Source organism: Neolewinella persica DSM 23188, assembly GCF_000373105.1.
GTDB lineage: Bacteria > Bacteroidota > Bacteroidia > Chitinophagales > Saprospiraceae > Neolewinella > Neolewinella persica.
In genome coordinates this window covers 72,432-91,665 of sequence record NZ_KB890436.1, presented here as the reverse complement: position 1 = coordinate 91,665, position 19,234 = coordinate 72,432, and the positions used below count along the sequence as shown (strand labels likewise).

At 53.3% G+C, this 19,234-nt stretch carries 17 protein-coding genes; 10 read left to right on the top strand and 7 right to left on the bottom strand.

Annotated features, from left to right (window positions below; all coding sequences use genetic code 11):
• Window positions 1–50: 50 nt before the first annotated feature.
• From B036_RS32170 to B036_RS0115015, 4 genes are all read right to left on the bottom strand, one after another.
• Window positions 51–1,706 (bottom strand): DUF547 domain-containing protein, encoded by a 1,656-nt coding sequence (locus B036_RS32170; protein ID WP_020569555.1) that lies wholly within the window; start codon window positions 1,704–1,706, stop codon window positions 51–53.
• A gap of 122 nt (window positions 1,707–1,828) precedes the next feature.
• Window positions 1,829–2,011, bottom strand: coding sequence for a hypothetical protein (locus B036_RS33955; protein WP_169435065.1), 183 nt, complete (start codon window positions 2,009–2,011; stop codon window positions 1,829–1,831).
• On the bottom strand, window positions 1,935–2,339 hold the full coding sequence (locus B036_RS34575) for a DUF4172 domain-containing protein (protein ID WP_020569554.1): 405 nt from the start codon (window positions 2,337–2,339) through the stop codon (window positions 1,935–1,937). The genes B036_RS33955 and B036_RS34575 overlap by 77 nt, the downstream gene beginning before the upstream one ends.
• A gap of 87 nt (window positions 2,340–2,426) precedes the next feature.
• Window positions 2,427–4,463 (bottom strand): BatA domain-containing protein, encoded by a 2,037-nt coding sequence (locus tag B036_RS0115015; RefSeq protein ID WP_020569553.1) that lies wholly within the window; start codon window positions 4,461–4,463, stop codon window positions 2,427–2,429.
• Window positions 4,464–4,782: 319 nt separating this feature from the next.
• Here B036_RS0115015 and B036_RS33590 point away from each other — a divergent pair, with 319 nt between their 5' ends.
• The 6 genes from B036_RS33590 (at window position 4,783) to B036_RS0114985 (ending at window position 10,883) form a co-directional block, all read left to right on the top strand.
• Window positions 4,783–5,172 carry a hypothetical protein gene (locus tag B036_RS33590; RefSeq protein ID WP_157472170.1) on the top strand — a complete coding sequence of 130 codons (390 nt, stop codon included), beginning with the start codon at window positions 4,783–4,785 and terminating at the stop codon, window positions 5,170–5,172.
• Window positions 5,173–5,487: 315 nt separating this feature from the next.
• Window positions 5,488–6,399: a transporter family protein gene (locus B036_RS0115005; RefSeq protein WP_020569551.1), complete on the top strand. Its 912-nt coding sequence runs from the start codon at window positions 5,488–5,490 to the stop codon at window positions 6,397–6,399.
• 123 nt (window positions 6,400–6,522) lie between these two features.
• Window positions 6,523–7,389: an MbnP family protein gene (locus B036_RS29515; protein WP_020569550.1), complete on the top strand. Its 867-nt coding sequence runs from the start codon at window positions 6,523–6,525 to the stop codon at window positions 7,387–7,389.
• 144 nt (window positions 7,390–7,533) lie between these two features.
• The gene (locus tag B036_RS0114995; protein WP_020569549.1) at window positions 7,534–8,541 is read left to right on the top strand and encodes a cytochrome-c peroxidase; all 1,008 of its coding nucleotides are present in this window, start codon (window positions 7,534–7,536) and stop codon (window positions 8,539–8,541) included.
• A 92-nt stretch (window positions 8,542–8,633) separates the two neighbouring features.
• Complete coding sequence (locus B036_RS0114990; protein ID WP_020569548.1) at window positions 8,634–9,104, top strand: GNAT family N-acetyltransferase; 471 nt, start codon at window positions 8,634–8,636, stop codon at window positions 9,102–9,104.
• A 246-nt stretch (window positions 9,105–9,350) separates the two neighbouring features.
• Window positions 9,351–10,883: an AsmA family protein gene (locus B036_RS0114985; RefSeq protein WP_020569547.1), complete on the top strand. Its 1,533-nt coding sequence runs from the start codon at window positions 9,351–9,353 to the stop codon at window positions 10,881–10,883.
• 138 nt (window positions 10,884–11,021) lie between these two features.
• Here B036_RS0114985 and fumC read toward each other — a convergent pair whose 3' ends face one another.
• Entirely contained in the window at window positions 11,022–12,413 is a 1,392-nt protein-coding gene (fumC, locus tag B036_RS0114980; RefSeq protein WP_020569546.1) for a class II fumarate hydratase, read from the bottom strand.
• Between the two features lie 83 nt (window positions 12,414–12,496).
• A complete protein-coding gene (locus B036_RS0114975) occupies window positions 12,497–13,261 on the bottom strand; it encodes an SDR family NAD(P)-dependent oxidoreductase (protein WP_020569545.1) in 765 nt (254 codons plus the stop codon).
• Window positions 13,262–13,561: 300 nt separating this feature from the next.
• Here B036_RS0114975 and B036_RS0114970 point away from each other — a divergent pair, with 300 nt between their 5' ends.
• Both B036_RS0114970 and B036_RS29510 read left to right on the top strand, forming a co-directional pair.
• Window positions 13,562–14,422 carry a LytTR family DNA-binding domain-containing protein gene (locus tag B036_RS0114970; RefSeq protein ID WP_020569544.1) on the top strand — a complete coding sequence of 287 codons (861 nt, stop codon included), beginning with the start codon at window positions 13,562–13,564 and terminating at the stop codon, window positions 14,420–14,422.
• Window positions 14,423–14,580: 158 nt separating this feature from the next.
• Window positions 14,581–15,342: a CPBP family intramembrane glutamic endopeptidase gene (locus B036_RS29510; RefSeq protein WP_020569543.1), complete on the top strand. Its 762-nt coding sequence runs from the start codon at window positions 14,581–14,583 to the stop codon at window positions 15,340–15,342.
• A 232-nt stretch (window positions 15,343–15,574) separates the two neighbouring features.
• Here the strand turns inward: B036_RS29510 and B036_RS29505 are convergent, their stop codons facing one another.
• Window positions 15,575–15,901, bottom strand: coding sequence for a heavy metal-binding domain-containing protein (locus tag B036_RS29505; RefSeq protein WP_020569542.1), 327 nt, complete (start codon window positions 15,899–15,901; stop codon window positions 15,575–15,577).
• 219 nt (window positions 15,902–16,120) lie between these two features.
• Here B036_RS29505 and B036_RS0114955 point away from each other — a divergent pair, with 219 nt between their 5' ends.
• Both B036_RS0114955 and B036_RS0114950 read left to right on the top strand, forming a co-directional pair.
• Complete coding sequence (locus tag B036_RS0114955; protein ID WP_020569541.1) at window positions 16,121–16,588, top strand: (2Fe-2S)-binding protein; 468 nt, start codon at window positions 16,121–16,123, stop codon at window positions 16,586–16,588.
• 71 nt (window positions 16,589–16,659) lie between these two features.
• The gene (locus B036_RS0114950; protein ID WP_020569540.1) at window positions 16,660–18,858 is read left to right on the top strand and encodes a xanthine dehydrogenase family protein molybdopterin-binding subunit; all 2,199 of its coding nucleotides are present in this window, start codon (window positions 16,660–16,662) and stop codon (window positions 18,856–18,858) included.
• The last annotated feature ends 376 nt before the right edge of the window (window positions 18,859–19,234 follow it).

Genomic DNA, 19,234 nt, shown 5'->3' with positions numbered 1-19,234 from the left:
CGTAAGTACAACTTTTAAAAAGTTATCAACTTCAAAAATAACGGCTCGGATCACAAATTAAACCGCAGCCCCAAATTGACCGTCCCTGCGTTGCCATTGACTGAGCTAAGAAACTGGTTATCAAAGGCTGTTGCCAGCAATTCCAATTCAAATTTAGGGGTGAATTGGTACTTAGCCCCTACACCGAGCTGGTAGAAGTAGTCGTAACTTTCCTGCCAGAAAGGAGAATAGCTGGCCAGGCCGTAGAGCGTAGTTTTTGGGTTAGGGAAGTAGCTCAAAATACCGGTGACCGGTGTAGAGAACCGGTTGATGCTGCCATTTTCGTTACTACCAAAATCCTCCAGCACTAAGTCAATCTCCGTAAAAACGCTGAAGTTATTTCCGATCGAAAAGTCATTAAACACCTGTGTGAACCACGTTGGGCTGTCCCAGTCAGTAAACCGGCCACCTTCGGAACCTTCGAGGTTATCTGCCAACGGAATCCAAAGCGCAGACTGAATAGAGAAATTCGGCAGGTTGTTGAATGGAGCGATCCGGACCTTCGGTCCGAATCCGGAGATGGCCGTCCGGCTAAAGGTGCCGCCGCTGCCCAGCACATCGAAGTTGGAGGCGGCACCAGCCTCATCGTAGCGAACCCGGCGGTAGCGCAGGTCGAACCCAACGTTTACGCGGTCAGTAGCACCAAACAGCACACTCGTGCTGGTGGTAAAGAAAGAAGACCGCTCTCCGGCGGCCTCCTGACTGTAAAGGTTGTTGAATATCTTTATTTCGAAGGTGCCTTTTCGAATCGTTGAAGAGACCACGTATCGGGCGGCATTGTTTCCCCCTCCGGTTGTCGCACCGATGCTCTCACTGGCAAGCATGACTTCTTTTCCCTGGTTCATATCCTCTTTCCCCCGGGCAGCCGGGTTGTCCGCCGAGGCCACGGCCTCTTTTTCCATGGCTTCAATGGCCTTCATCTTCTCCATCTTTACTTCTGCGCCGGCGCGGCCAGCAGTATTGTTCAGGCTCCAGTCGTACTCGTAGTACGACACCTTAGCATCGGCAGAGATGGCCTCGGTGCGGTACTTGTTGATAAAGCCTAGGACATTGGCTTTGCTGCCACCAAAATCTTTGGCGTACCATTCGAAGATCTTCGACAACCCGGCATTCCCCCCATTTACCCGAATAAAGGTGGGATCGTCGAGGGCAAGTTTTGTCTGCTTATTCAACTGAGCTTCCAGTTTAGCGGGCTGGTAAGCGAAGTTGGTGATGGGGGGACAACCGAGCGCACCACAGACCAGCACAAAATGCAGGCGGGCATCGGGAAACTCTTTCAACAGGAGGTCTTTCTCCAATTGGTTCAGGGTCAGTTTTCGGCCACCAACGTTCTGCTTGTTCCCGTCGAAGAAACCACTGACTTTCAAAACAGACTGCAAGGGGTAATTTTCCAGAGCCTGGTTGATCACCAGCAGGTTATATGCATTGATCAGGAAAGCTTTGCGGTCATCACCTTCCAGCGTCGATAGATTAGTTTCCGCGATATCGGTAATGAGCGCACCCAAATCAGCTGAACCCTTCAGGCCCGTATAATCGATTCGGCCGTTTTTGACGTTGGCCTTGAGCAATGCGTCCGTTTTCGCAATAAACTGGGCGGGGGTCCCCGCAGCAAAAACACTGGCGGTGAAAAATAAGCCGAGGGCGAAGGTGAAGAACGGTTTGAACATTTTAGAAAAATTTAGAGGTTGCTATTTTTATTGACAATGCAAAGATGGGGCGACAATCAAGGCCAATCCTCACAAATTTATCCCGGTTATGTGTCAATTTTTCCTTTGCCCGGTTTTATCAGCTATACTAACAAGTAGTGCGTACTTCTTCCGCCACTCTCCGCCTGCCGTAAGACATCTTTATCGATCAGGTCTTTTATGTCGCGAGTTGCGGTATCCTGACTCACCTTAGTCATTTTGGCCCATTTGAGGGGATAACGATGCCTGCCAGGAATAGAAACGCTCATGTGAGCGTTTCTTCTCATAATCTTGGGTTGCGTCCAATATCATCTCTACGATACCCTCAACGTTCCGGCTTACAGCTACTACCCCTCCCGTTTCCAAGCCAAGTTTCCTCGCCACAGAAGAGCGGACTTGATCCGTTGGTAGTGTTTCCCCTTCAATTTCGCTACTGGTAATTACGTCGGAAACAATGGCGTCCATACTTGCTTCCTCGCGGAGCCTGGACCCCCAATCTTCTACTCGCCCTAATAACCTGCCTTGTTGATGACGTACTTCACTCAATAAGGGTTGAATCAAAGCTGTATCCCAGTAAAATTTAGGCCAGTTATCTCTTTGGTGAATATACTTCATGGTGGCAGTTGCGGAGGTTAAGGCGTTTAATCTCCGCAAACCTCCAAATAGCCCGGTCTCCCAGACTATCTGACTATTTGACTCCCCCTACCCCTTCCAGAACCGCAACAACAACACCTCCACCAGCAAAGCCGCCAGCGCGATCCAGATGAAGTAGCGCCACAGCGGCGTCCCTTCGTTTCTTTCCCGGATGTCTCCGATGAGACTCGCCTGGTTCTCCGCATCTAATAGGGCTACGTTGGGTATTGCGGTCAATTCGGCTAATTCCGTTCCATTGAGGTAGTCCAGGTCGGATTCTTTCCGGTCGTAGTTAAAGGCAAAAGCATCAACGGTCTCTTCTCCAAGGATCAGATCATAAACACCCGCCTCCGGCACCTGATTGTTGAGGGTGAGTACTACGCGGTTATCTACCGTCCGTTGTTCGGGAATGAACTCACCGTTTTTGCCCCGGAGTTTAAACACCAGGTCTCCCGTCGCCCCCCGACGGCTAGTCTGGATCACTTCATCCTGGCCGATGGTATACGCTGCCTGCCGGCGGCGACCACTACTGATGCCCATCTTGTACAGCATCGGAATAAAGATCTCGGCGTTCAGGGCCAGGTTATTGATTTCATTGTCCAAAGGCGCACTGGAGAGATAAATGTTGCCCTCGCCCAGGGTATACTTTGCCAGGGCGGCGGAACCGTCCCGGTAAGTCAGCAGTGCCTCCTGGCGCCGGCTCCCCAGCTTACCGATGGGGAAGTTACCCGTGGTAGCCGGCAGGCGCAGTGCCGATGACCGGTTACGGAATACATCCTTGAAGATGAACTCGCGGCGGTTAAGGCCACTCACTTCCCGGGCTTGCTCGGCGAAGGGCTCCAGCCGGTCGGCCGAAATACGGGTAAGGAAGGTATTGTAGCTCGCTACATCAGCGTTTCGGGGAGGAAAAATCAGTAAGTTGCCACCGTTCTCCACGTACAGACGTAATTGCTCGGCTAAACCTGAGCCGACCGATTGTTGGTCCGTTATCACGATCAGGTCGTTGGTGCCGAGGCTACCATAATCGATGTTCCGGCTACCAACGTAGTTGGCGGCAAAAACGGACAGGCCGCCAAGGGCTGCCCGCAGGTTGCGGTTCGGCTGGCCGTCATCGTCAATATTCAGGACTTTGACCTTGTCGGCGGTGCGGAACGTAAGGAAATACTTATCATCAAACTGTACCGGAAAGTCCGTAATCCGAAGCTCCGCTTTCCCGATCCCCGGCTCAGTGATGTTGAGGTACACACTATCGATGACGTAACTGCTCGCCGGGATCACCAAAGTGCCCTCAGGCTTATTCTGGCCGAGATAATTGAGGCTAAGGCGGACGTTATCGAGGTCTTCTGATCCGTAGTTACGGACCCGGACGAGCAACAGGTTGTTCTGATTCAACTGTGGTACCGGGGCTTCAAACCAGGCGGAATCGATCCCGACGTTCCGTTCTCGTACGGCGGTAAGCGGGACGAGGTTGGTCTGTATTGAAGTATCCAATTGATCGGCAGACAGATCGGCAATATTCCGTTGAAAATCGGAGACGAGGTAGCTGATCCGGTTATCGATGTTTTCGGTACCCAGCGCGGAGCGCTGGCGGGCAGCCACCACGGAAAGCCGCCGCGAAGCGGGGGCCACTTTTACCTGATCGATGAACTCAAGCGCTTCTTCCTGGCCAACCAGTCGTTGGTTCCGGCCGCTGAAATTATTGTCGAGTACCTGAAAACGGTCTTCCACGCCATAGGCATTCACGATGTCGCGCGCGCGGTCTTTCGCTATTTGCAGCAAGGGAGCCCGGTCACTTTCTGCGCCCATGCTGAAGCTGTTGTCTACGAATAAGCTGACGGCCTTACGCCCGGTCAACACCTCCCGCGCGGAAGGGATAAATGGCTGGGCGAAAGCAAATACCAGCGCAGCGACCGCCAAACAACGGGCCAGGAGCACCAGCAGGTTGCGCAGGCGGCTGCGCATGCTCGTTTCTTCCTTCACCTCCTTGAGGAACTTCACGTTACTGAAAGCTACCTTTTTGAAGCGGCGGAAGTAAAACAGATGAATGATGATCGGGATGGCGAGCGCGGCCAGGGCCCAGAGGAAATTGGGGTATAGAAATTGCATAGTCAGGTTAAAAGACGAACTAGGGCGGGGGAATGTTTTGCGCTAAACGACAAAGGTAGTAGGTATTTTTATCTATTAGGCTTTTAGCACCTGGTGGGCGCGGCCGCAGGTGCCGTGTAAAATACTCCAGGGAGCAATATTTGTCAGGCACCGCCATGAAACCAGGTACTGGTGTTCCAAACCGTTTCTGACAGAATTATTTTCTGGGATAAGCGAAGGGATCCACATCACCAGAAAGTCAAATCTCTTTAGTAAATTAATTTTAACCATCTGCCATTAGGCTTTCAATGCACCGTCACAGTACCTTCACGGTTATCAAATGAAAGCCTGTCTCACCGGCATACTCCTCTCTATCCTATTGTTCGCTCAAGCGGGCAGGACATCCCTATTGCTACAGTGGCAACAGTTGGCCAACGAGAGTTTTACCGAGTTGTTTTGTGTAAACAAGGCATGGGAAGATGCGCCAATGTGCTATGGCGCTTGTCAGCTTACCGACCTGTTTCAGAGCATGGAAACAGATGAGCCTGGCGATCAGATATCATCCTCCCTTCCCTACGCTACTTCTCCATATTGTCAACTGCCAACACCTAATGCCGTGGGTTTACCACCACTACCAACAGTTGCCAAATTAACCAAGCCCGCAACCATACCGCTTTTTGCGCCGCGTAGCTATGTCGGTTATGTTTTTGAACCACCGACATTAGGGTAAATCAGAGATTCCCCTGTAGACCACTCGTCCATCGTTACGGCCACTAGTGGCTTAGTTCATAAGCTAAGAGGTCGCGTATCGTGTAAAGACCCGATTATATAGGTCGACGAGCCAACTCCTCCGTAGGTTTCGCTTTACGATTCCCTTCGTTGGTTGGCCGACGAGCACTTTCTTTTGCTTCGTCATCTCCAGAAATCACCATTAACGGGGGAGAATACGCCATTTGCCGCTTCTGGCGAATGCCCGGCATCCTCATTCCCTTCCTACCATTTATCGCCCTGATCTGCGATTTCACCTTCCAATTCTGTCCCCCCAATGCTTAAACGCACCCTCTCTCTGGTGGCACTAGCCATCCTGTTTCCCCTTTCCTTATTTGCCTGCGACGCCTGCGGATGCGGCATCGGCGGTGGCGGCTTTGGCCTACTATCCGTTTACCGCAATAATTTCGTAGGGTTCAACTATGGGATACTCCCCTTTAAGAGCCGCCTCAGCAGCGGAGAATATACTGGAACGGAAGACGTCTTCCACCAGTTCGAACTCCAGCTGCGGTACGAATTGTTACCCGGCTGGCGAGTGGACGCCTTCCTCCCTTACCGAAACAACGTACGCCATAGTCCCGACGGTGACGAAACCCTGAGCGGAATGGGGGACGCTCGCCTTGGAATTGCACGTGTCCTGGCCGATAACCGTCCGCTCGGCACCAACGGTGGGAGCTGGTACTGGGAGGCTGGTCCGCTAATCAGACTACCCACTGGCAGTTACGACGACGACTTGCTGGACAATCGTTTCCTGCCAGACAATTTTAATCTTGGTAAAGGTGCTTTCGGCTTCGGTTTGCAAACCGCTCTGGTTTTAAGCACCGGTCAATACGGTCTCGCCCTCAATGCCCGCCACCAAAGCTATACCAAAAGCGGCACCTATTACCGCTTCGGCGCAGAAACTGCCACTGGCGCGCAGGTATTCGGCCAGTTCAGCCACGATCCGCACTGGAAATTCATCCCCTTCGCCGGCCTCAGTTATGAACATACAGCCTCTAACCAAACGGTGGACAATCAGCCAGTACACGCTACCGGCGGCCAGGCCTGGCTGGCCGCTGCCGGCGTCAACGTCCGCTACGATGACATAACGCTCGGCCTGCGTGTCAATCAACCTTTCCAGCAGGATTACTCCGATGGAATGGCAGAGGCCGGGCTAAGTACCAACGTTCAAATCCTCTACAATTTCTAACAACCAGGCGCTAGCGGCCAGTTCCCGGCGCTCTAGCTCCTGGCGCCTAATCACTGCACCTACGGCCGCGCCAAAAAATCATCCCGTGGCCGCAAAATATTAACTCAAACAACCATCCAAACCATGAAATCTTTTCCACTTTACCTTCTTCTTGCTTTTGCTCTCTTCGCCTTCTCTTCCTGTGAAGATGATGACGACGGTCCCGGCAACGCAACCTTCGGCACCTTCGAAGTAGAATTCGAAAACGTAATGGGCCCACAAGACAATCAAAGCAGTTTCAGTCTCGCTGCGGTAGGTGCCACCGAGTACCCCTACGTCAACGGAATGGGCCACAATTACAACCTTACCTTCCTCCGCTACTACATCAGCGAAGTCGTATTGGAAGGCCCGAACGGTGAGCGGTTCGAAGACCCGATGAGCGTAACGGCTATTGACGCAAAAGGCTACTACCTCATTGATGCCGCTGATGCTTCCAGCCGCATTTTCGACCTCAAAGACGTGCCCGCCGGGCAGTACAATAAGATCAGTTTCTTATTGGGAGTGGACAGTACCGGCGTACTGGAAGGCGCGGCTGGTGGCTCGCTAGACCCCGCCACCAGCGGCATGTTCTGGAACTGGAACTCCGGCTACGTCGCCTTGAAAGTGGAGGGCCAAAGCCCCGCCAGCCCCGGTGGTGCTTCCGGTAACTCCATAGTCTCTGACAACGAAGCTGGCATCGTTTTTCACCTCGGCGGTTGGAAGAACATCGCTAATACGCCTTTCGTGTATAACAACCAACGCGTTGAACTGGACTTCGACACGAACGCCCGCGTAGCGGCCGACCTCAGTCCTACCGCTCACTTGGAACTGGACGTAAAAGCCCTGTTTGAAGGCCCCGAAGCGACCGTCAATTTCGCCACCGACAACGTGAACATACATCGCCCGACGGACGGCGCAGCAATGGCCAAGAACGCCGCAGCAGCTTTCCGTTACGACCATATTCATCAGTAGCCTCTGGGTTTCAGCGGTCAGGTTTCAGCAAGCAGTGCTCAGTATTCAGCAGGCAGGATTCAACACCCTGTCCTCTGCATACTGATCGCTGAATGCTGGCCGCTGAAACCCAAAATTGCCTTCTTAGCCTTAAAAACTGCTTCCATGCGTCTTCTGATCTCCCTCCTGCCAGTTTTCCTTTTACTGAGTTGTCAGCCTAACGAAGTTTCACCGGATACTACCTACTCGTTCTTAGTACCGGAGCACTTCCCACCGCCGACCTACGACTTTGAACGTAACCCCGTTACTGAAGCCGGGTTTCTACTTGGTAAACGCTTGTTTGAAGATGTCCGGCTCTCTAGCAACAACTCGGTAAGCTGTTCCACCTGCCACCAACAGGCAGTTGCTTTTGCCGATCCCCAGCACCGGCTCAGCCTCGGTGTCGACGAACGGGAAGGTATACGCAATGCCCCCGGGCTTTTTAACCTGGCCTTCACGCAGGAATTCATGCTGGATGGGGGTATTACCCACCTTGATTTCGTACCGATCAACGCCATCACCAGTCCGTTTGAAATGGACGAGACACTGGAGGGGGTAGTCGCCAAACTCAGGGCAGACAACGGCTACCGGAATGATTTCCAACGGGCCTTCGGCCAAGACACCATCACCTCCGGGTTACTCCTCCAGGCGCTTAGCCAATATCAATTGATGCTGGTCTCCGACCGCAGCAAATACGACGACGTTGTCCTGAAACGGAACAATGCCACTTTCACGCCGGCCGAAGAAAGAGGTGCCGCATTTTTCAACACCAACTGCAGCAGTTGCCATACCGGCGTACTATTTACGGACAAGAGCTACCGTAATAATGGTCTCGACGTTGCCGAAACACAGGATGCGGGGCGTAGCCTCATTACCGAAACTGAGTCGGACCGGGGAAAATTCAGGGTACCTTCCCTTCGCAACGTTGCGCGGACCGGGCCGTACATGCACGACGGCCGATTTGCCTCCCTCGAAGCCGTGCTGGAGCATTACCGATCGGGCATTCGCGCTTCCACAAGTCTTGATCCAAGTCTTGACAACGCCATTACGATGTCAAACGAAGAGATGGCCGACGTGATCGCTTTCCTGGAGACGTTAACAGACTGGGAATTGATGCAGGACCCACGGTTTTAGTAAGATTTCCAGGCGGGGTCGCAGGTGCAAAAAGTAAGCTTTTAAAAAGCAATATACCGGAGGTCGTCTTTTCATCTGCGTACTTTTGCCTGATGAATATTTCGACAGCCACCGTAGCCGACAAACCCTCCCTGCTCCAAGTCGCTGAATCCTGTGGCCTTTTCCAACCAGAGGAGCTAGGCGAACTGGGCGGCATGATCGACGCCTTCCTCTCCGGCGAGTTGGAGGGCCACCAATGGATCGCTTTACGGGCGGGCGACCAAATAAAGGCTGCTGCCTACTACGCGCCTGAGACCTTTGCTGACGGTGTATGGAACCTCTACTTCATCGGTGTTCTTGCCGATCAACAAGGCAAAGGCCACGGCTCCGCCATACTGAATTACGTTGAGCAGGAGTTAATCGGCCAGGGTCAGCGCATCCTGATCATTGAAACCTCCGGCCTCGAAGGCTTTGAGCTGACGCGCAAGTTCTATGACCAGCACGGCTATGCCGTGGAGGCCCGAATCCGGGATTATTACCAGGAGGGGGATGATAAGGTGGTGTTTTGGAAGAAGCTTAATTAGTGGGTAGTCGGTAGTTCGTAGTGGGTAGCTCTGCATACTACTCAACGACCCTCGGTCGTCTCGCTCTAAGGTTAAAGACGAATAAGTAAAGAAAGTGATGTGCGGGATCACTATCCATCGTCTGACCTAAACTCAGGCATCAAAATGCTCAGCCATTCAGGGGAAGTGAAGAGGCGCGTCAGGAAGCATAAAAGGTCGAACAAGTATACCCCTGTATATAGTTATAAGTCAAAGCCCCTCTTTTACGTGAAAAAATTCATTTACTCTGCAGGAAGCCTGCTCGTTCTGCTCCTCGCCATCTATTTTGGCGGCAAAGCCTTCGCCAACGGTAAGCTTAACGACCTGATTGAAAAATCAAACCAAAACGGCAATACCTTTACCGTCGGCGCACGCAACCTCTCCTTTAGCTTTCTAAACCTCGGACTTAAGTTGGACAGTGTCCGCTTGGACCAGGCCGTCGGAAGCAGACGCGTTTTCGGTACCATCCGCCATCTCAACCTCAATGGTTTGAGCGCAATGAAAGTTATTAGTGGTGACGTCAGCATCAACGACTTACTGGTGGACGGTGCCGCTCTGGAGGTCCACTACGCAATACCAGACTCCACCGATGCTTCCACCGAATTGAAGACAAAGAAGAAGGGAGTGAACATAAAAAACCTTCGCCTGGCAAATGGTCATGTCCTGGTCTTTGACAAGGATAGCGTGCTTAAAGCTGAGGTACTCGGCCTGTCAACTTCCGGCTCCATCGACCTTCCCCTTGCACCTGCGTCCCCGCCAAAAATGAACATTACCGCCGACAGTATATTCTTCCCCGCCACAGACGACACCAACGAAACCATCAGCGGTTTAAGGGTCGACACCGGTAAAAAAAACCTCAACGTCGGCACGTTCCGGCTAAGCCCCAAACAGACGACCAAGGCATTCCTGACTTCCATAAAATACAAGCGACCGTGGCAGGCGCTCCGGGTGGACAACATCGAAATTGTCGGCATCCCCTTCGATAGCCTGATGGCCGGTGGCCGGTCCGTCATTCCCGACGTTAACATCAGCGACCTCAATTTCGCCATTTATGAAAACCCGAGTCTGGAACGTGACCCCTCAGAGCCCTACAAGAATTTTCCCGTAGAAAACTTCCGCAAGCTCGGCAAATCAATCCTCCTGCAATCCCTCACGGTAGACCGCGCCAATATTTCCTACGGCGCCCACAAAAATGGAACCGATAAGCCCGACATCACTTTCGCCGGCACCATCAAAGCCGGCAATTTCAGCACCTGGAAGCAAGACGATCCTGCCTTTGTACAGGGGGACTTCACCTTCGATGAAACCTCTCCATTGACCATTCGTTTCGAGCTCGGCCAGGCCAGCGAGGGACGTGATTTCAGGGCCACCGGAGACCTTAAAAATTATGATCTTCCAAAAGTAAACCCATTGATGGAAGTAGCCGCGAACGCTGACATAGAAAAAGGTTACATCAGCCACATGACCCATGATTTCAACGTTCGAAACGACGTCTCTGAAGGCGAAATGGTGCTGAAGTACGATCACCTTGAATTAAAGATGACGGGCAAAGGTGCGTGGTTCACTAACCTGATTGAAGACATCGCAGTTCGCGATTCCAATCCTCGCAATGACGGTGATTTGGTGGTAGGCTCCGTATACGCAGAACACGAACCGACCAAATCATTCTTTAACCTTTACTGGAAATCCGTGGTGGCGGGAATGACGAGCTCGGCGGTGGGGAAGGTGTTTACGCCGGATGAGCTTGCGCCCAAGGATTGAATGATAGAATAGGTGAATGATTGAATAAGCTACCGCTGTAACCACTCATTTCGCTACGCTCATTCGCCCAAAGTGAGCAAGCGCAGCGCTGCGGACGGTGCCTGCGATAGCCATTCAATCATTCACTTAATCAATTATTCAACTACCGATCATATCCTCCGGCCGCACCCAGGCATCAAATTCCTCACTGGTAAGGTACCCCAGCTCAAGCGCAGCGGCTTTCAAAGTGGTGTCCTCGGCATAAGCCTTTTTAGCAATTTTACCAGCCTTATCGTACCCGATCTTCGTGTTCAGGGCAGTCACCAGCATGAGGCTGTTTTCAAGGTGCTCTTTGATCTTCTTAGCATTGGGTTCGATGCCAACAGCACAGTTTCTTTCGAAGCTCCGGCAAGCATCCCCGATCAGGCGGGCCGACATCAGGAAATTGAAGATCATCATTGGCTTGAAAACGTTCAACTCGAAGTGGCCGGTCATACCGCCTACGTTGATCGCTACGTCGTTGCCAACCACCTGGGCCATGGCCATGGTGAGGGCTTCACTTTGCGTGGGGTTTACCTTACCGGGCATGATGGAGCTTCCGGGTTCGTTGGCCGGAATAATGATTTCACCAATGCCGGAACGGGGTCCGCTGGAGAGCATACGTACGTCGTTACCGATCTTCATCAGGCTGACGGCCACCGTCTTGAGTGCACCGTGGGCCTCCACGATCGCGTCGTGAGCAGCGAGGGCTTCGAACTTATTCTCAGCAGTCCGGAAGGGCAGGCCGGTGAGGCCTGCGATCTCTCCGGCAACGTGGACATCGTAGCCTTCGGGCGTGTTCAGCCCGGTGCCGACGGCGGTGCCGCCCAGGGCCAGTTCGCTGAGGTGGTCCAAGGTATTACGGATGGCCTTCAGGCCATGGTTCAGCTGGCTGACGTAGCCGCTGAACTCCTGGCCCAGCGTCAGTGGTGTAGCGTCCATGAAGTGGGTGCGGCCAATCTTTACCACATCCATCATAGCCTTACTCTTAGCCGCAAGGGTATCGCGTAGTTGCTCAATGCCAGGAATGGTGCTTTCCACCAGGATCTTATAGGCGGCAATGTGCATAGCCGTTGGAAAAGTGTCGTTGGACGACTGGCTCTTGTTCACATCGTCATTGGGGTGCAGTGTCTTCTTTTCGTCGGTCAGACTGCCACCAACAAGGACGTGCCCCCGGTTAGCGATCACTTCATTTACGTTCATGTTCGACTGCGTACCGGAGCCCGTTTGCCAAACGACCAGCGGGAATTCGTCGTCCAGCTGGCCGTCCAGAATTTCGTCAGCGACCTTACCGATCAAGTTAGATTTACCTTCATCAAGCACCCCCAGTGCGGTATTGGTGCGGGCGGCAGCCTTCTTGAGAATGGCAAAAGCACGGATGATCTCCACGGGCATTAGCTGTCCTCCGATCTCGAAATTGGTGAAACTACGTTGGGTTTGCGCGCCCCAGTAACGGGTGGCGGGGACGTCTACGTAGCCGATGCTGTCTTTTTCCTGGCGGGTGGTACTCATTGGGATAAATTGCTTGATACTTAAAGATTGGTTCGTAAGGGATCGCAAAGGTAAGGAGCTCCAAAGACTATCGCCGGGTGGATTTACATAGCAGACATACCGCCGTCTACGCTGTACTGCCCACCGGTCAGAAACGAAGATTCGTCTTTGGCAAGAAACAGTACGAGGTTAGCAACGTCCGCTTCCTGCGCGTAGCGTTTCAGGGGGATTTGCGCTTCAAACTGTTCTTTGGCCTCCGCGCCCTTGCCGCCACTGAACCCATCTTCCAGGCTACGCATCATACGGTTATCTACCGGGCTGGGGTGTACGGTATTAACCCGGATATTATTCGCAGCCCCTTCCAGCGCAGCAACTTTCATCATCCCCACTACTGCGTGTTTACTCGTGACGTAAGCGCTTACGTTCGGGGTTCCGCTTTGTCCGGCAACGGAACTGGTGATGATGATGCTTCCACCATCATCGGCCATGGCACGCATCACGTGCTTAAGCCCCAGCCAGACACCAAGGATATTGACGTGGATAACTTTATGGAACTCGTCTTCCGGATAATCAACAATTGGTTTTACCACACCTTCGATCCCGGCATTATTGAAGAAAACATCGATGCCTCCCATCGCTGCCAAAGCTTTTTTGACATAAGCTGCCACTTCCTCCGCTTTGGATACGTCGGCAGTATGAATAAACAGACGATCGGAATCAAGCGATTTCTTAGTGGCGACCAGGTCCTTTTCGTCGATGTCCACCAGCATTACGTGGGCACCTTCCTCCAGAAACTGGCGGGCAGTCTCAGTTCCTATTCCGCCGGAACCACCGGTGATCAATACTCTTTTGTTATCAAAGTTTGGCATAATAATTGGGTTTTATGGCTATTACACAAGCTGTACGTTAATTGTTTGGCTGGGCGCGGCCGCAGGTGCAGTGGGGAGGGTACCAGGCAATTATGCCCAACATCCTCAGCGTTACATCCTGGGGCTACGCAAAATGCTTAGTGGGTCGGACAATAAAACGACGAAAAAAGAAGAAGAATAAAGAGCAGGATAATTAAATCTGGCCGTAGGGCAATTGCCAGGTCTACCAGCACAGTGTTCGCTCGACCTTTACCTTTACCCCCAGCATATGCCCATTTTTAATTTCCGAATTACTTCCACATGCTCCACCAGCCCTATCCGGTAACTGAAAAATCTCCTCTCTTCATTCTGCTTACCGGTTTGGCGGCGGGCGTATTCATCGTGCTGTTTCTGATCATCTTCCAGCCCTTCGGTACCGATACCGTCAGTTTCCCCAATAAGAACCTCTTCCTGGCTGGCTATGGCGCAATCGTAGCGGTAGTTTTCTGGCTCGCCAGCTTAATTCCCGTCCGTTTTTTCAACGTCGAACACTGGACCGTCGGCAAGCAACTGATCATGGTTTCCGGCTGTGCTCTGGTGGGCATCACCGCCTCTTATTTCTACCTGCTGCTGTTGGGCGGATCACCTTCGTGGTACACCTACGGAATATTTGTGGGCAACGCAATGACGCTGGCAGTCTTCCCCATCACCGGCTTTACCGTGATGGACTACCTGATCAAATACCGGAAGTACGAAAAAGGGGCACGGCATTTCAACACCGAAAGACCCCCCCGGACACCTCTCTCAACCATCCAGGAGGCCACGGCGCATACCGTACAGGAATTCATCGTGCGTGATGAACAGGACCGCCCCCTCCTAACGCTCTCTACTGATCAGATATGGTGCCTGCGCAGTGACCGCAACTATGTGGACATTATTCATCTCGACCGTCAAAACGAGGTAAAGAAGACCACCATCCGCAATACCCTGGCCAAACTCAGTGAAGAGCTGCCTGCGGGCTTCCTGCGCTGTCACCGTTCCTATGTCGTCAATGCTGAGGGCGTCGCTACGGTGTCCGGCAACGCCCAGGGCTACCAGCTTCATCATCCGGATTTTCCGGAAGTACCGGTCCCCGTCTCCAGGGGAAAATCCGCTGGCATTCTGGGGTACATTCAGCAGTAGCGCCACCGATGAAGGGACTTATTTAACCGAATAGGGCTTGTCATTCGTCCCTAATCATGCTGTTTGTCCCGTTTTCGTGCCAAACATCCCGCCATTCGTCCACTAAAATCCCCGGGCCTCACTTTTAGGACATCGCAATCATCAAAAACAACTAGCCGATGTCAATTACTAAGAACAAAGTCCTCTTATCCATTTTCATTCTCTCCGTTTACCTGCTCTGTTCCTACGGCTGGGATATTAAGGCTTACTTCCTGCCAGACCTGTTCTCCGATGATCGATACCTGCGTAATTCTTCCGTCCAACTCACTTTCTTTTTAATCATTCCGGTGCTGGTAACGGCGGCCTTATACGGTTGGAAAAACCTGCCGCAGGAGCTGGGCCTGAACCGTGGTTTCGGCAAAGGATTAGGTTTTGCGCTGCTCGCAACCTTACCCATGGCCGTTGGCTACGCAGTAGTTTCCGGCTTTAACTGGAGCATGAACCTCCCCGAGTTCATGTACGGTTGTGTACAGGCGGGTTTCACCGAGGAGATCATCTTCCGGGCTTTCCTTTTCGGCCTGCTCTACCGTAAAGCAGGCTGGGGTCTCGTACCCGCCACGTTGTTCGATGGCCTGGTCTTTGGCGCCATTCACGTTTACCAGGGAGATACCATGCTGGAGGCGGCAATGGTCTTTGTGGCTACCGGCGCCGGTGCGGTCTGGTTCAGCTGGTTGTTCAAGGAATGGAACTGGAACCTTTGGGTACCCATTTTCCTCCACTTTTTCATGAATTTCTGGTGGGGTGGCTTCGACATGGCCGAAAACGCTGCCGGAGGAATCTGGGCTAATGTCTTCCGGGTAATGACCATCGCCTTCACCGTGATCGTGACCACGCGCCCCGCGATTAAAGCGCGCTTTACGGGTAAGCTGGCGGTCCAATAAAAACCAACAAGCAAACACCCTATTTTCCACCCGGTCAGCGGCTTTGCCGGTGTTCGGGTGTTTTTTTTGTGGCAATTGTGCAGGGCGGGGCCGCAGGTGCAGGAAAAAGGATAAAAGAGCATAGGAACGGATTCAGCTAATGGTCTGTCAGGTCAATTCCTGCACATCAGCTGATGGTGGGTTTAGTGGCAAACGAGGCAGATGGTATACAGAGATTGGGCCTGACAGACCACTAAGGATACCTCAGTTCCACGGCAGTCCCCATAGCAAAGACCATGGTAATATGTTGCTCAGCATCCATCACTTCGTGCTTTACCCGTACGCCGATCACCGCATGACCGCCCACTTCTTTGGCGTGATCCCGCATCCGGTCGAGCGCCTGCAGGCGTGCTTCCCGTTCCAGGCGCTCGTAGGCTATGGGGATGCCGTCGGCAGCCGCAGCCAAAGCGGTCAGCAGCAGTTCCCGGTCTTCGCCGCCGATAATGCTGGTACCGGACACCATACCGATGAATGACTTTACTTGTGTAGCCTGTATTTGGTCGGTGGTGGTGGTTAGCATGGTGGATGGGGGTTTAGGGGGTAAAGATCGGAATGGTTCGTAACTTTCTAATGATGGCGTAAGCAAACTTTTCTCCAGCCCAGAGTTGTCCAGGAGCATCGTTTTTCTTCCAATCAACTACTACAACTGTAATTTAAATTCATTCTTTCACGTTCAATCCCTAACTTTAGGGTTCACTTTAAGTGTGGATCATTACACCAAACATTACACCAAATATTCATGGCTAACTATACCATTTCCGTAAACGGCAAAGACCATCAGGTAGACGCTGCCCCCGACACTCCACTACTGTGGGTAATCCGCGATGAACTCGGCTACGTGGGTACTAAGTTCGGTTGCGGCATCGGTCAGTGCGGTGCCTGTACCGTACACATCGATGGCGTGGCGATGCGCTCCTGCCAGCAGCCCATCAGCAATATCGGCGAAAAAGGCAATAAAATAACCACCATCGAGGGCTTGTCTGAAAACGGCGAACACCCGGTTCAGCAGGCATGGCTCGAGCACGACGTGCCCCAATGTGGCTACTGCCAGGCGGGGCAGATGATGAGTGCGGCTTCGTTGCTCAATAACATCCCTAACCCCACCGACGAAGACATAAATGCGGGAATGGCCGGCAACATCTGCCGCTGTGGCACGTACCTCCGCATCCATGCTGCCGTGAAGACTGCTGCCTCGAAGCTGAGTTAGTGAGTCGCTGAGTTGGCGAGTCACTTTGCACCTGCGTCCGCGCCCATATCCAACCATCAGAACAAAAACTAATGTTACAAAATACCAACCGTCGTTCCTTCCTAAAAGTCTCCGCCGCCGCCGGTGGTGGCTTCATGCTCGGCTTCAGCTTCCTGACGTCCTGCGAGCAAAAACCGGCCGTCGTCATGATGGCCCCAGAACTTAAAATGCCCGACCAATGGACCCAACTGAATGGGTACCTGAAGATCGGGGAGAATGGTATAACCACCATCATCAATCCAAATCCGGAGATCGGGCAGAACGTAAAAACGTCGATGCCGATGATCATCGCCGAAGAACTCGACGTAGACTGGAACGACGTCATCGTGGAGCAAGGCAAACTGGACACCGAGAACTTTAGCCGGCAGATCGCCGGAGGTAGCCAGTCTATTCGCCAGGGTTGGGAACCGCTGCGCAAAACCGGGGCCACGGCCCGCGCCATGCTGGTTGCCGCCGCTGCCCAACAGCTGGAGGTTCCTGCGTCGGAACTACGCACGGAGAAGGGAGTGATCCACCACGACGGCTCCGGCAAAAGCGTCAGTTACGGCGAAGTCGCCGCCCTGGCCGCTACGCTGGATGTCCCCGAAGAAGTGGAGCTGAAAGACCCGAAGGATTTTAAGATCATCGGTCAGGACACCAAGAATGTAGACGCGCGCAAGATCGTGACGGGCAAGCCCCTTTTCGGTCTCGACGTCATGAAAGAAGGCATGCTCATTGCCGGCATCATTCACCCGCCAGCCTTTGGTATGACCCTGAAATCTTTCAATGCAGATGCAGCGCTGGCAATGCCCGGCATTTCTGACGTTGTTTCCATCGACTGTGCCCCCGAGGGCAAGGAGATGCAATGGTCTGACGGACCTACTGTGCGCAAGCAGGTAGCCGTAGTCGGCAAATCGACCTGGGCCGTCATGCAGGCCAAAAAGGCCGTAAAAGTAGAGTGGGAACGCGCCAGCGATGCAGAAAGTACCGCTGGACACGCCGCCAAAATGGCCGATCTGATTGCCAACGGCGAAGCCGAGGAGGCCCGCCGCGACGGTGACCCCGAAGCCGCTTTCGCCAGTGCGGCCAAAATTGTGGAAGCTACTTACTCTGCCCCCTTCCTGGCCCACAATACGATGGAGCCGATGAATTTCTTCGCCCACGTTACGGACGAAAGAGCTGATTTGCTCGGCCCCGTTCAGACGCCGGAATTTCTGGAAAAATCCATCGCCACGCTCTTCGACATGGACCCAGCCAACATCGAAGTTGGCATGACCCGCATGGGCGGTGGCTTCGGTCGCCGGCTCTACGGCAGTTTTGCCGTGGAAGCAGCACTGATCAGTAAGGCCGTTGGTGCCCCCATCAAACTGGTGTACACCCGTGAAGACGACATGACCCAGGGCACCTACCGCCCCGATTACCTCGTGAAGTATCGTGCCGGCCTCGATGCCGACGGCAACATGATTGCCTTCCACGTTCGTGGAACGGGTACCGACGGAAGCCCCGTATTCGCCAATCGCTTCCCGGCTGGTACCGTTGACAACTACCTGGCCGAGAACATCGGCATGGACTCCAATATTACCACCGGTGCCTGGCGGGCACCGCGCTCTAACTTCATCGCCGGAGCAGAACAAGCTTTCCTTGACGAAGTAGCCGAAGCGGCCGGCAAAGACCCGATCGACTTCCGACTTGAACTCTTCGACAGAGCCATCAGCAACCCGGTAGGAGAAAGTAACGACTACGATGCAGAACGCTACGCTGGTGTGCTGAAACTAGTCCGGGAGAAATCTGGCTGGGACGGTGACTCGGGCGAAGCCCGGGGAGTGGCCGCCTACTACTGTCACAACTCTTACGTTGCGCAGGTACTCGACTTATCCCTCGGCACCGACAACAAGCCCCAGGTAGAAAAAGTATTTTGTGCCGTTGACTGTGGCATTGTCGTCAACCCCGAAGGTGCCCGTAATCAGATTGAAGGTGGTATCGTCGATGGTATCGGCCACGCCCTCTACGGCCAACTGACCTTCACCGACGGAAAGCCCGACCAGAGCAATTTCGATACTTATCGACTCATCCGCCACTCGGAAGCACCGCGCCAGATTGAGACGTTCTTCGTCGACAATGGCATTGCGCCTACCGGACTGGGGGAACCATCGCTGCCGCCCATCATGGGCGCGCTGGCAAACGCTATGTACCAGGCTACTGGTGAGCGGGTTTATGATCAGCCGTTCCTCTCAGCGGAGCTGAGAGGATAGACGGTCGCTACGCGACCTCGGTAGACGCGCTACGCGCTCGGTAGAGGGTAGTAGGTAGGTACCGCACGGGGAAGCTCGCTGTGCTCGCTTCCGCTCGTTTAGCAATATCGGTCGAGACTTTCCTGGTCAAGCTTCACCTCTCTCCGAGAGGTGAAGCTTCCTTACGCTCCGAGGGTATTCCTCCGTGCCTCCTCTGCCCTCCCTCCGTGCAACCCTCTGTCAGAAACAAGCTGCGCAGCAGCCCCACGAACGAAGTGAGCTGCCTCCGGCGGTAGTCTACTCTACCCAATACAAGGGCGAAGCCCGTCTACCAAGAAAATGAGCGCAGCGAGTTTTCGTCTACCAAGGTGCGCAGCACTGTCTATCAATCTACCCA

Coding starts and splice junctions, on each gene's coding strand:
- B036_RS0115005 (WP_020569551.1), top strand. CDS start 5,488: ATGCTTAAACGCACCCTCTCTCTGGTGGCACTAGCCATCCTGTTTCCC.
- B036_RS0114990 (WP_020569548.1), top strand. CDS start 8,634: ATGAATATTTCGACAGCCACCGTAGCCGACAAACCCTCCCTGCTCCAA.
- B036_RS0114950 (WP_020569540.1), top strand. CDS start 16,660: ATGTTACAAAATACCAACCGTCGTTCCTTCCTAAAAGTCTCCGCCGCC.
- B036_RS29505 (WP_020569542.1), bottom strand. CDS start 15,901: ATGCTAACCACCACCACCGACCAAATACAGGCTACACAAGTAAAGTCA.
- B036_RS33955 (WP_169435065.1), bottom strand. CDS start 2,011: ATGAGAAGAAACGCTCACATGAGCGTTTCTATTCCTGGCAGGCATCGT.
- fumC (WP_020569546.1), bottom strand. CDS start 12,413: ATGAGTACCACCCGCCAGGAAAAAGACAGCATCGGCTACGTAGACGTC.
- B036_RS0114970 (WP_020569544.1), top strand. CDS start 13,562: ATGCTCCACCAGCCCTATCCGGTAACTGAAAAATCTCCTCTCTTCATT.
- B036_RS0115015 (WP_020569553.1), bottom strand. CDS start 4,463: ATGCAATTTCTATACCCCAATTTCCTCTGGGCCCTGGCCGCGCTCGCC.
- B036_RS34575 (WP_020569554.1), bottom strand. CDS start 2,339: ATGAAGTATATTCACCAAAGAGATAACTGGCCTAAATTTTACTGGGAT.
- B036_RS32170 (WP_020569555.1), bottom strand. CDS start 1,706: ATGTTCAAACCGTTCTTCACCTTCGCCCTCGGCTTATTTTTCACCGCC.
- B036_RS0114975 (WP_020569545.1), bottom strand. CDS start 13,261: ATGCCAAACTTTGATAACAAAAGAGTATTGATCACCGGTGGTTCCGGC.
- B036_RS0114955 (WP_020569541.1), top strand. CDS start 16,121: ATGGCTAACTATACCATTTCCGTAAACGGCAAAGACCATCAGGTAGAC.
- B036_RS0114995 (WP_020569549.1), top strand. CDS start 7,534: ATGCGTCTTCTGATCTCCCTCCTGCCAGTTTTCCTTTTACTGAGTTGT.
- B036_RS29515 (WP_020569550.1), top strand. CDS start 6,523: ATGAAATCTTTTCCACTTTACCTTCTTCTTGCTTTTGCTCTCTTCGCC.
- B036_RS33590 (WP_157472170.1), top strand. CDS start 4,783: ATGAAAGCCTGTCTCACCGGCATACTCCTCTCTATCCTATTGTTCGCT.
- B036_RS29510 (WP_020569543.1), top strand. CDS start 14,581: ATGTCAATTACTAAGAACAAAGTCCTCTTATCCATTTTCATTCTCTCC.